10 protein-coding genes are annotated in these 13,083 nt (G+C 44.5%); all 10 read left to right on the top strand.

Going from position 1 to position 13,083, the window contains the following annotated elements:
• The first annotated feature begins 102 nt into the window (after positions 1–102).
• The 10 genes from D0T51_RS06475 (at position 103) to D0T51_RS06430 (ending at position 12,982) form a co-directional block, all read left to right on the top strand.
• Positions 103–1,545 carry a lipopolysaccharide biosynthesis protein gene (locus D0T51_RS06475; RefSeq protein WP_163726849.1) on the top strand — a complete coding sequence of 481 codons (1,443 nt, stop codon included), beginning with the start codon at positions 103–105 and terminating at the stop codon, positions 1,543–1,545.
• A 44-nt stretch (positions 1,546–1,589) separates the two neighbouring features.
• Entirely contained in the window at positions 1,590–2,498 is a 909-nt protein-coding gene (locus tag D0T51_RS06470) for an FkbM family methyltransferase (protein ID WP_163726846.1), read from the top strand.
• Complete coding sequence (locus D0T51_RS06465; RefSeq protein ID WP_163726843.1) at positions 2,499–3,593, top strand: glycosyltransferase family 1 protein; 1,095 nt, start codon at positions 2,499–2,501, stop codon at positions 3,591–3,593. It begins immediately after the preceding gene.
• A complete protein-coding gene (locus D0T51_RS06460; RefSeq protein WP_163726839.1) occupies positions 3,590–4,726 on the top strand; it encodes a glycosyltransferase in 1,137 nt (378 codons plus the stop codon). The genes D0T51_RS06465 and D0T51_RS06460 overlap by 4 nt, the downstream gene beginning before the upstream one ends.
• Positions 4,727–4,744: 18 nt before the next feature.
• Complete coding sequence (locus D0T51_RS06455) at positions 4,745–5,863, top strand: glycosyltransferase family 4 protein (RefSeq protein ID WP_163726836.1); 1,119 nt, start codon at positions 4,745–4,747, stop codon at positions 5,861–5,863.
• 10 nt (positions 5,864–5,873) lie between these two features.
• Complete coding sequence (locus D0T51_RS06450; protein WP_163726834.1) at positions 5,874–6,737, top strand: glycosyltransferase; 864 nt, start codon at positions 5,874–5,876, stop codon at positions 6,735–6,737.
• The gene (locus tag D0T51_RS06445) at positions 6,738–7,997 is read left to right on the top strand and encodes a glycosyltransferase family 4 protein (RefSeq protein WP_163726830.1); all 1,260 of its coding nucleotides are present in this window, start codon (positions 6,738–6,740) and stop codon (positions 7,995–7,997) included.
• On the top strand, positions 7,994–8,752 hold the full coding sequence (locus D0T51_RS06440; protein WP_163726992.1) for a glycosyltransferase family 2 protein: 759 nt from the start codon (positions 7,994–7,996) through the stop codon (positions 8,750–8,752). Before D0T51_RS06445 ends, D0T51_RS06440 begins: the two co-directional genes overlap by 4 nt.
• A gap of 14 nt (positions 8,753–8,766) precedes the next feature.
• A complete protein-coding gene (locus tag D0T51_RS06435; RefSeq protein WP_163726994.1) occupies positions 8,767–11,286 on the top strand; it encodes a YfhO family protein in 2,520 nt (839 codons plus the stop codon).
• Between the two features lie 259 nt (positions 11,287–11,545).
• The gene (locus D0T51_RS06430; RefSeq protein ID WP_163726827.1) at positions 11,546–12,982 is read left to right on the top strand and encodes a Gfo/Idh/MocA family oxidoreductase; all 1,437 of its coding nucleotides are present in this window, start codon (positions 11,546–11,548) and stop codon (positions 12,980–12,982) included.
• Positions 12,983–13,083: the final 101 nt, after the last annotated feature.

Raw genomic sequence — 13,083 nt, 5'->3', positions numbered from 1 at the left:
ACTCCTTTAACTCCTCCCCCCTCTGCCTCCTTTAACTAAATTTCCTTATCTTTGTTGTTTGTAATCACAAAGGTTGTATAAAAACCGGGTGAATAACAAGGTATGGCAGAATCGACACTCAAGGAAAAAACAGCAAAAGGCCTTTTTTGGGGAGGGCTTAGCAGTGGCATATTGCAAGTCTTAGGGGCTGTGTTCGGCATCTTTCTTGCGCGTCTATTGAGTATTGAAGATTACGGCTTGGTGGGCATGCTCGCTATATTCACCAGCATTGCCAGTGCCATTATAAACAGTGGCTTTTCAGTAGCCTTGACCAATAAGAAGGAAGCCAGCCACAAAGAGTACAATGCCGTTTTCTGGTTTACCGTCTTTGTGGCTTTAGTATTATATGTGATTTTGTTTTTGTCAGCCCCCTTGATTGCCTCTTTCTATAAACATCCGGAGCTGACGGCTTTATCCCGGGTACTTTTCATTAGTTTTGTTTTTGGAGGAATCGCAACTGTGCCTTATACGGTTTTATTTAAGCGTATGATGGTCAAAGAGCAGGCGATTATCGACATCCTCTCGGTGGTCTTATCCGGAGGGGTCGGTATACTAATGGCCGTCAAAGGGTATGCCTATTGGGCCTTGGTCATGCAAAGTGTCGTTTACATATCCGTAAACAGCCTGTTGAAATGCATTATCAGTCCCTGGCGTCCTACGTTAGACATTGATTTTTCACCGATAAAAGAGATGTTACCTTTCAGTATCCGAATCTTTTTCACCCATATCTTTTTCCAGGTGAACACCAATATATTTTCCCTCATACTGGGTAAATTATACGATGCCACCCAGGTCGGTTTGTATTCCCAGGGATACAAATGGATGAATATGGGTTACAGCGTTTTGTCGGGTATGATCACCAGCGTAGCTCAACCCGTATTGGTGCAGGTAAGGGAAGAAAAAGAAAGGCTGTCATACGTCTTTCGCAAGATGATCCGGTTCGGTGCTTTCCTCTCTTTTCCCTTGATGCTCGGCTTGGCATTTATTGCCCCGGAATTTATTCATATCGCCCTGGGAGTAAAATGGTTACCCAGCGTACCTTTTCTGCAATTATTTTGTTTGTGGGGGGCTTTCGGTTTTCTCTGGAATCTGTATACGAATCTCATCATATCCCATGGACGGTCGAATATTTATATGTATGGCATGATTGTGGTGGGTCTCTTGCAATTGGCAGCGATTATAGCCTGTTCGCCACTCGGCATTATGTATATGGTAGCGGGGTATGTCCTGATGTTTTACATCGGCCTGTTGATCTGGCATTATCATGCAGCGAAGATGATTGAAATAAGACTAAGAGATATATTGAAAGACATTCTGCCGTACCTGTTGATCTCCCTGTTCTCATTCCTGATCGCCTGGGCGGTATCGACATTGTTTACGAACATCTATCTTGTGTTAACAGCCAAGGTAGGCGTATCCGTCCTGGTCTATGTGTTGATAATGAAATACAGTCAATCGAAAATATTTAGTGAGAGTGTGGCTTATTTGTTGAAATTAAAGAAATAAGCGTATACAATATTGGAAGCAAAATTATATAATAGAAATAAAAAATGAATTTCTTAAAAAAAGGGTTACGTTCTTGTTTACGCGCCTATGGCTATGATATAGTCAAAGTTTACAAGAAAAAAACAGTAAAAGGCATGCAAATTCTGAAGATCGGAGATATTCGTTTGCAATTACCTGCCGAACATGCTCTACCTTCATTGATAAGCCAATTTCCAGGCTATTCAAGAAATTTACCGCGTATCGTTCAATGCATACAAAAAAAATATCCGGACACGGCGATCCTGGATGTAGGAGCCAATGTGGGAGATACGGTCGCTTTGATAAAAGAAAAATGTAAAGGAGATCCTGTATTCATTTGTGTAGAAGGGGATCCTTTATTTATAACCTATTTGCGGCACAACCTGGGGCATCTGCAAAATGTCAAAATCGTAGACTGTTTTTTATCAGACAACACAACTCTTTGTGGCACCATTATAAATCAAGAAGGGACAGCCAGGATAGCGACTGACACCGGCAGCAAACAGATGAATCTGTTAACCCTGGATGCCTTATCGGAATCGGAAATAGCGGTCAAACAAGCCAAAATACTTAAGATCGACACAGATGGCTTTGATCTAAAGATAATCAGAGGAGGATTGAATTACATAAAAGAGATAAAACCTATCCTCTTCTTTGAATACGACAGGGTATTTCTCGATGCCAATGGGGACGACGGCTTTTCTACTTTATTGAAATTGAAAGACTTGGGGTACGAAGATGTGATTATTTATGACAATTACGGCCGTATGTTACTCTCCTTTCATCTATACAATATGGAGATATTCGAACAATTAGACTTGTACATCAAAGGAAAGAAAGCGGCATTTGAATATTTTGACATCTGCCTTTTCCATAAAGAAGATGCTGATTTATATAACGATATTAAAACCGAAGAAATCAAATTGATGCAATAAATGAGAATCTTGTTTGACCATCAAATATTCACTTCTCAGCAGTACGGCGGTATTTCCCGGTACCATTATGAGTTGTTAAAGTTTTTACCTCAGTACGAGGTGGAAGCCCTTCTTCCCGTGGTCTTTTCCAACAATCATTACCTACGCCACAAGGATGTATCGGCTCACTGCCCGTTCTTTCCCGGTATGAACCTGAAGATGCGCAATCAAATCATGTGGAAAGTAAATCAGTGGGCTACAGAAAAGCAACTAAAGAAGCAGGCTTTTGATGTATTTCATCCGACTTATTACCAGTCTTATTTCCTGGATCCTTCTTTTTTGCAAAAGAAACCGTTTGTGTTGACGGTACATGATATGACCATTGAGAAATATATGCCTACCGACACGATCATACCGATCCGGAAGGTCTTGATGGAAAAGGCGGACAAGATAATCGCCATCAGTGAAAAAACAAAAGAAGACATTTTAGCCTATACAAACATAGACGCCGGCAAGATAAAGAGGATATACCATGGCAATGCCATCGATCCGGAGAAGATAAAACCGGCACCACCGACCTTCTCCCTGGAAAAACCCTACCTCTTATATGTCGGAGCCCGGTGGGAATATAAGAATTTCGACCGGTTCATAAAGGTCTTTTCCCGCCTTTCGGTCATCTATCCGGAACTCCGGGTGATCTGTACGGGCAGCACCTTTAGCGCAGAGGAAAAACAAAGGCTTCAATCCCTGAAGATAGAGGAGAAAGTCCTGGCCGTTACGGTGAACGACAATGAATTGGCCTGGCTCTACCGGCATGCGCAGGCATTTGTGTTTCCTTCTGTTTATGAAGGCTTTGGTTTTCCTATTCTTGAAGCATTTGCCATGGATTGCCCCGTGGTACTCAGCCAAGCCAGTTGTTTCCCGGAAATAGCCGGAGAGGCAGCGATATACTTTGAGCCTACTGCCGAAGACTCTATGTACCAGGCGATAGAGAAGGTATTAACCGACTCCGCCCTCAGAGACAATTTGCGGCAAAAAGGGAAAGAACAACTGAAACGGTATGCCTGGGAAGAGACGGCACGTGAGACGGCTGATCTATATAAATCGATCCGATGAAAAAAGAACATATCATACTGATCGAACCGGATCTGACAGGACATCACCAGATGTATCTTTGTCATTTCACTGAAGCCCTGCTGCGTGCGGGACATAAGGTGACTGTATGCAGTAGCCAACCGGAGATAGAAGGGATCGATCCGAGCCTCATCCTCACGGTCAAACAGAAGAAAGCTTTCGCCCTCCCGAGTAAGGGATGGTTGAAAAAAGCAGTGATCCTTCTCAATCTCTACCTATTGATCCGAAACTTATATTACTTGAAAAAGAAGCTGCCCCGCAACGGGAAATGGTTCTTTTGCTGTATCGACACCTATATGCACGTGTTGATGCCGCTCTGGTTAATCAACCGATTGTTACCTCTTCCTTTCTCCGGCCTGTTATTATCGCCCTACAGGATGGATAAAAAACTATTCCATCTGGACAGACGGAATATACTGAAAGCAAAAAACTGCAAGTCTGTCGGTGTTCTGGATGTATTCTGCCGGGAAGAACTCGAAGTTTTTCAACCGCACATCATCCATTTCCCCGATTTTACAGATGCGGCAACGCCCGACTATACATTTGCTCCGGTAAACGAAATCAGGGAAAAGGCGAAAGGGCGCATCATCATCGCTTTAGTCGGAAGCCTGAGTTTGCGCAAAGGATATAGGACACTGATTGACAGCATAAAACACCTGCCTTCTACAGATTATTTCTTTGTCATTGCAGGCAAATTGGACAAACCGGACCAAATGTATTTCGAAGATCTCTTTCAAAAGAAAGAGAATGCCTTCTATTACCCCCATCCTATTCCTACCGAATCGGATTTTAATGCATTGGTAGACAGTTGTCATATTCTTTATGCAGCTTATGTCCACTTTTCTCAAAGCAGCAATATGCTTGCCAAGGCATCTCTTTTCCGAAAACCGTTGATCGTAAATAAAGGATATTATATGGAAAAGATTGTCCGAAAATATAACCTGGGTCTTGCGATCGACCCGGACAACCCGGAAGCCTGTGCACAGGCGATCCGGACATTAACCCATAGGGATACAGAAAAACGACTGTTCGAGGCCTATTATGAAGCCAATTCATTGGACCGATTGTATGCAGCGTTTCAGGAGGTTGTGGACAGTTATATAGTAAAGAGTTGATATTCTATTTATTTTCACATGAAAAAGCGTCTTGTCATTTTCCATCCGGCTATCGTACCTTATCGAATTGATTTTTTCAATTCGTTATACCAAGCCTATGATGCGTCTTTTTACTTTATGTACGATGACGCAAAGGAGCAATCTTTTCATCAGGAAGCCTTGAAAAAACGATTGGATTTCACCCCGCATTACCTGTCTCCCGGTTTGTTCGGCAGGAAGAATCTGCGCCTGCAGGTGTTCTCTCTCCTGAGACACGAGAAGCCGGATCTGGTATTTTGCAGTGAATTTAATATGCTCGGCCTCTTTGTCTTATGTTACAAACTCTTCTGTAACAGAAAACTGAAGGTATTTACCATCTGCGACGACAGCCGGGACATTGCCCAAAAGACCAAAGGATTACAGAAATACCTACGCGCTTTTTTATTGCGTTTCTACACCGGAGTAATCCTGGCCAGCAAAGATGCCCAGGCCTGGTATCAAGAACATTTCAAAAAGCAAGAGAAGTTTCTCTATTTCCCTATTATACAAGAAGAGGAGGCTTTCCGGAAGGATCTTTATGAAGCATTGCCTGCCACAAAGGAATTAATGGAAGAATATGCACTGAAAGGGAAGATACCGATCCTCTTTGTCGGACGGTTGATCGACATAAAAAACCTGTTTGTATTGATAAGAGCCTTTGCCGGTATCGCTGATACATACCCACAAACAGTACTGGTATTGGTCGGCGAAGGCGAACGAGCTTCCGCCCTGAAAGAGGAAGCAGAAAAACACAAGATCGGAAATCGTATTATCTTTGCAGGGAAAAAGCAAGGAACCGCACTCTATGCCTGGTATAATATCGGACAATTGTTTGTGCTTCCCAGTTATTTTGAACGCTTCGGCGCAGTGGCCAACGAAGCCTTGATTGCCGGATGTTATACTCTTTGCTCCTCTTTGGCCGGTGCCTCCGGCTTGATAGAAGAGCCGGAGAATGGAATGGTGTTTAACCCTTATTCGGAAACGGAATTAAAAGAGAAACTGCAACAGGCTATACAAAAGAGTCCGGTTCTTGAGAACGCAAGGGTGAAAGCCAATAAAATGCCATATGCGTATGCGGCATACTGGGAGCAACTTATCGATCGTATAATTGCATTATAAATATAAAGATATGAATCTTCGTCTATTTTTTGAAAAAGTATATTGGATGCTTGCCAAAAGGGTCTTGAAAAAGAAACAGAAAACATTTGCAGATTGGGCAGCCAAGGGATACAATAATACACCGGAAGTAAGTTTTATCATTCAGTCGCACAATAAAAGTTACAGTGTGATGCGGATTGTCAGTCAGTTAAGGAATTATGCAGGAGCAGAAATCATAGTGATCGACGATGGTTCGGAGCCAAAACATACCAAGGCATTGACCCGCTTTCTACAGTTAGGTAATGAGTTTCTTATCCGGGCAAATGATCTGTATGAGAATGTGATGTATGATAAAACCATTCGTTTTGCCAATGGGAAGTACATTGTCTTATTACAGGATGATGACGAGATTAAGGATTTGGCCTGGGTGGATAAAGGCGTGGAATATTTTAACCGCTATCCGGACATGGCCATTCTGGGAGGCTTGAACGGATTGGAGTTCTGCTTGGATGAAACGGAGAAGTGGGGGTATGTGGATGCATATAAAACAACAGATTGGGGGAATAAAGACTTTCGTTTTGTGCATTCGGTAAACCGGGCGCCCATGCTTCTGAATAAGTCTTTATTCATACAACACCTGAAACATATCGATTTCTCTTTCGCTCCTTTCCAATGCGATGATTGCGAATTATGCCTGCGTGCCTGGTTATCCGGTTTGAAGGTCGGCTGGTATAATGCCGGCTTTAAATCGATGGTGGCAGGCGGTATGCGCATCTGGAATAAAGGATTTATGGGTCACCAGGAAATAAAAAACCGGAAGAAACTCTATACAATGTATAACGCTTCCGTAGAAGAGATCAGCCAACGGGTGAATGAAGCCAATAAAAACCTCTAAATGAAAGTCGTATTACTGAATACCGCCGAACGGACAGGAGGAGCGGCCGTTGCAGCCAATCGCCTGCAAGCTGCCTTGCAAAAGGCCGGACTCACGGTTTGTATGCTGGTACGCGACAAACAGACAGAGGCCGGGGATGTGGTGTCGGTAAATACCTCTTTTATCAAACGACAACTGAACCGGTTCCGGTTTGTGTGGGAACGGCTGGTCATTTTTGTATGTAACCGGTTGAATCGGAAGAACCTGTTTCAGGTATCTCTTGCCAACACCGGTAATAACCTGGACCGGAACATCGTATTGCAAGAGGCTGATATCATTCATCTGCATTGGATCAACCAGGGCTTTCTCTCGCTGAAAGATATCGAAAGACTCTTGCAGATGGACAAACCTATCGTTTGGACATTGCATGATCTCTGGCCGGCAACAGGTATTTGTCATTATCCGGGTACTTGCGAACGTTACCATTCCGGTTGTTCCCATTGCCCGTTATTGGTGAATCAACCTTTATGGGATTTGGCCAAACAGGTCTTTGACCGGAAAAAAGAATTAAAGAATGCTTCCATCACCTTTGTCGGATGCAGCACATGGATCAGTTCGATGGCCAAACAGAGCGGATTATTACAACAGGCTCGTTTCATGTCCATTCCCAACCCGATAGACACCACGGTCTTTCGGCCGATAGCTAAGAAAGATTGCCGGGAGCAATTCAACCTGCCTTTGGACAAAGCTTTATTATTATTTGCAGCCGCCAAACTTTCCGATACGCGGAAAGGAGCCGTTTTCCTGATCGAGGCCTGCCGTCTATTGGCAGAACGGAATTATACGTTGGAGGTCGTATTGATGGGCAGTCATTCGGATGAACTGATCGCTGCACTTCCTTTCCCGGTACACGAACTGGGGTATATATCCGACCAGGAGACAATGGCGAAGGCGTATGCCTCTGTGGATCTGTTTGTGATCCCCTCCCTGGAGGATAACCTACCGAATACAATTATGGAAGCCATGGCCTGTGGCACTCCCTCTGTTGGTTTTGAAACGGGCGGCATACCTGAAATGATCGATCATAAAAACAACGGCTATGTAGCCCGGTATAAAGAGGCGGAGGACCTGGCTGACGGTATACAATGGATACTGGAAAACAAGGAATCAAAAAACCTGTCAAGAGCCTGCCTGGAAAAGGTACAGACGAGCTACCGGGAATCCGTTGTGGCAGAAAAATATATTCACCTTTACAAGAACTTATGGGAAAAGAAAATATGAAACCACCCGTTTTTTCGATCATAACAGTAACCTATAATGCCAGCCAATGGTTGGAAAGGACGATCCTGAGCATACTCAGTCAATCCTATCCCCATATCGAATATATTGTTATCGATGGAAACTCTACAGACGGCACAGTTGAATTGATCAAGCAATATGCGTCGGGCATCTCCTATTGGCAAAGTGAACCGGATAAAGGTTTGTATGATGCCATGAATAAAGGATTGCTTCGCGCCACAGGTGATTATGTGTGGTTTATCAACGCGGGAGATACGCTTTACACGGCAGATACTTTACAGGAAATAGTAACATCTTTAAAAAAGAAAGTATCTTTGCCGGACGTTATGTATGGGGATACGATGATCGTAGATGCCCAAGGAGCTCCGATCGGACTACGCCGGTTGCGCCCCCCGAAAAGATTGACTTGGAAGAGTTTCCGCAAAGGTATGCTGGTCAACCACCAGTCGTTCATAGCCAAAAAAGAAATCGCTCCGTTGTATAATACCACATACCGCTTGGTAGCCGATTATGATTGGTGTATTCAATGCCTGCAACGGGCACAGTCGGTTCATAACACTTTTCGGGTATTATCTAATTTCCTGGAGGCCGGCATGAGCAGCGTCGAACGGAAAGCGTCTTTGAAAGAACGGTACAAGGTTATGTGTCACTACTATGGCCCCTTGTCTACCTTCTTTATGCATGGTTGGTTTGCCGTGCGTTTTTATACAGCAAAATGGTTTAAAGGCAGAGTCTAAATAAAAAGAATATGATACAGGATGTAGTAAAGAAATGGGGGAAACATGTCCTTGCGATTGTTGTCTTCCTGGTATTGACAATAGTTTATTTCAGTCCGGCTATATTGGATGGCAAACGGATACAGAATGCCGACATGACAAACGTGTACGGAATGGGATCCAGCCAAATGGAAGAATATGCGCAAACAGCCCAGCCCGGAGAGTTTAGCGAATGGTCGGATGCCATGTTCGGCGGTATGCCGTATGTGACACATTATGGCCATGCGGCCCCCAACCTACCCGGGTATGAGGTATTGGAAAAACCCTTAAAAGGTATCGACTATGTGCATGGAGGCATGGTATTTGTCGGACTGGTTTGTTTCTATCTCCTGATGTGTGTGATGGGGGTAAACTGGCTATTGGCTATAGCAGGGGCTATCGCTTTTGCTTTTGCCTCTTATAATATTATCCTGGTATTGGCCGGGCACGTGACCAAAGCTTATGTCATTGCGTATATGCCTGTGGTTTTGGCCGGCATGGTATTATTATTCAAACGCAACTATATGTGGGGAGGTATTCTTTTCCTCCTGGGCGTAGCTCTCTCGGTTGGCAACAGCCATCTACAGATCACCTATTACCTGGTCCTTCTCTGTGTTTTCATTTACCTGGGCTATTTAACCTGGCAGATCAAACAGAAAGCATATAAAGAGTTAGGGAAAGTGACAGCTATACTGATTGCCTGTGTACTGTTGGCCGTACTGCCTAATGCACGGAATATGTATGTACATTGGGACCTGGGGCAATCGTCCACCCGCGGGGCTACCGAACTGACTACCGCCGGTGCTTCCGGAGAGAAGATTTCTTCTGGTCTGGATAAAGACTATGCTTTTCAATGGAGTTATGGAAAAAGTGAATTATTAACCCTGCTTATCCCCCATGCATACGGAGGAGGATCGGGAGGAACCCTGGACAGCTCTTCCGAATTCTACAAATCATTGAAAGCAGCCGGTTATCAAGTAAAAAACGAGATGCAGGCACCCACTTACTGGGGAGACAAACCATTCACACAAGGTCCTGTTTATTTCGGTGCCGGTGTTTGTTTTTTGTTTGTTTTAGGTATGTTTGTTATCCGAAACAAAATGAAATGGTGGCTTTTTGCCGGCGGTTTTTTTCTCGTATTATTGGCTTTGGGTAGGAACTTGGATTGGTTCAACGACATCATGTTTCATTACCTGCCTATGTACAATAAATTCCGGACAGTCGAAATGGCATTGGTTATTCCGGGCTTGGTGGCTCCCATCATCGCCTTCTGGGGATTGAAAGAAATCGTCAACGAGCAGGTAGATCTCTCTTTACTCAAAAAAGGGCTGATAGGGTCGGTGGCACTCACCGGCGGTTTGTGTCTACTCATCTGGTTATTCCCCAGCCTATTGCTTAGTTTTCAATCGAATTATGATGCACAATACCAAGAGCAACCCTGGTATGCGGCATTACTCATGGACCGTTCTTCCCTGGCCTCTTCAGATGCCTTCCGTTCGTTTTTATTCATTTTATTGACAGCCGGACTGGTCTTTTTCTTTCTCAAGGCGAAGAACAAAAAGAGAGCAAGCCTTATCCTTTGTATCGGAGTGACTTTATTTACGTTGGCTGATCTCTGGACTGTCGACAGAAGATACCTGAATGACAAGAACTATGTGAAAGAAAAACCAGCCGATATCTATAAGGCATCCGTAGCAGACAAAGAAATACTGAAAGACCCGACCATTTCTTACCGGGTGATCAACCTGAACAATCCTTTCCAGGAAACGACGACTTCCTATTTCCATCATTCCATCGGAGGGTATCATGCGGCCAAATTAAGACGTTATCAGGAACTGATCGATCACCGGTTGTCGCAAGAGCTGAGTACTGTGATACAGGCATTCCAGAAAGCTACTAGCCTGGAAGACATTCAAAAAGTATTCTCTCAGACACCTTCCCTGAATATGCTGAATACCAAATATGTTATTTACCACCCAGAGCAAGCTCCGGTAGAGAATCCGTTTATTTATGGAAACGCCTGGTTTGTTCCGGAAGTCCGGATAGTAGAAAATGCAGATGCTGAGATGGAAGCCTTGCATACCATTCATCCTTTGCAGACTGCTGTCGTAGATAAGCGTTTTACAGAAGAGTTGAACGGATTCCAGGCCCAACCCGACTCTATGGCATCCATCACCCTGGATAACTATCGTCCCAACCGTTTGACATATACGACAAAGGCTGTCACAGAGCAAATCGCTGTATTCTCTGAAGTCTTTTATCAACCGGGATGGAAGGTAACCATCGATGGACAGCCTGCTTCTCATTTCCGGGCAGATTGGATCTTGCGTGCGATGCGCGTGCCGGCCGGAGAACATCAGCTTGTTTTTGAATTCCGTCCGGAAGGATATATAGTAGCCGCCAATATCTCCGCCTACTCTTCCTTCCTGATCCTTCTCCTATTTATTGCCGTCATCGGTTATTCGGTTTGGAAAGTATTTCGTCCATCTACCCAACAAGAGAACAAAGAAGAATAAATAAAAGGATTACAAATAAGGTCCCTCCCCACATGGAGGTGTTGCAAATATCAAGAAACCGGCAGAACGGGAAAATACATTCCTGCAAGCCGGACTGATAGACTGCAGGCATGAAAAGCAAAAAAATACAAATATCCGGCAAAGGAGTGTTATTTTTTTGCTTTTGTTGTGATGAAGTATTGATTATCATCTTATCTTTGTTTCTTTGTAATCACTTAGTGTTTGCGCAAACATTATAAATATATAAATTTAATACACCATGAATTCAAACGAAAATTCCCGCCGTCATTTCCTGAAACAGGCAATCGCCCTGTCAGCGGCTACGGCTATTCCAACCGCCTGGACTACGGCAAAAGCATCTACACTGCCCGGAGGGGCACGCATCAGTGCCAATGACAAAGTAAACCTTGCCTTGATCGGTATTGGTAATCGTGGTAACGAGATCGCCAAAGACTTGTTTAAAACTGGTTTATGTAATATTGTAGCCCTGTGCGATGTCGATATGGGCGCCCGCCAAACAAACCAGATCGCGGAGATGTTCCCGAACGCTCCGCGCTTCCAGGATTACCGCAAGATGCTCGACAAAATGGGCAACCAGATCGATGCCGTAGCTATTGCGACACCCGACCATTCACATTTCCCCATCACCATGGAGGCGATGCGGCGCGGCAAGCATGTCTATGTGGAGAAACCCATGGCACGCACTTTCTATGAGTGCGAACTGATGATGGCAGCCGAAAAGAAATATGGTGTAGTAACCCAGATGGGTAACCAGGGACACTCCGAAGGCAACTATTTCCAGTTCAAAGCCTGGAAAGAAGCAGGTATCATCAAGGATGTAACCGCCGTAACTGCTCATATGAACAACGCCCGTCGCTGGCATAAGTTCGACCCGAAAATTACCGCTTACCCCCAAGCAGAAGCCATCCCTTCAACCTTAGACTGGGACACTTGGTTGGGTGTGACGCAGTATCATGATTTCAACGCAAATGCTTATCATAACGGACAATGGCGTTGCTGGTACGACTTCGGTATGGGTGCCTTAGGCGACTGGGGAGCACATATCCTGGATACGATCCATGAATTCCTGGATCTGGGATTGCCAACAGAGGTTGATCCGATCTACCTGAAGGATCACAATCCGTTCTTCTATCCAATGTCCTCCACGCTTCTGTTCAAATTCCCGGAACGCGCGGGTATGCCTGCCTTAGATATCACCTGGTATGACGGATTGGACAATATCCCAGCTGTACCCGAAGGATACGGTGTGTCAGAGATCGACCCGAACATCCCGCAGGTGGCAGGCGGAAAGATACAGCCGGCCAAACTGAATCCCGGGAAAGAGATTTATTCAAAAGAATTGACATTCAAGGGAGGTTCACACGGTAGTACGCTCTCTATCATTCCTGAGGCCAAAGCAAAAGAGATGGCATCCAAGTTACCTGAAGTACCGAAAAGCCCATCCAACCACTTTGCCAACTTCCTGTTGAGCTGTATGGGTAAAGAGAAACCGCGTTCACCGTTCTCCATCGCAGGCCCGTTGAGCCAGGTATTCTGCCTCGGTGTATTAGCTCAATGGACAGGTAAGAAGCTGATCTTCGACCGCGAAAAGAAACAGATCACCAACGATCCGATCGCCAACCAACTGCTTTACGCTGCGGTGCCACGTCAAGGATGGGAGGAATATTATAAATAATTGAAAATGGAAAGTTGAAAATTGAAAATGTAAGGTGTCTTCCCATTTTCAACTTTCAATTTTCAATTTAAAAAAAGAGGGCTGCTCAATCGAGCAGCCCT

The sequence above is a fragment of the Parabacteroides sp. 52 genome (assembly GCF_010500925.1).
Taxonomy (GTDB): Bacteria; Bacteroidota; Bacteroidia; order Bacteroidales; family Tannerellaceae; genus QVMG01.
This window is presented reverse-complemented; position numbering and strand designations above follow the sequence as displayed.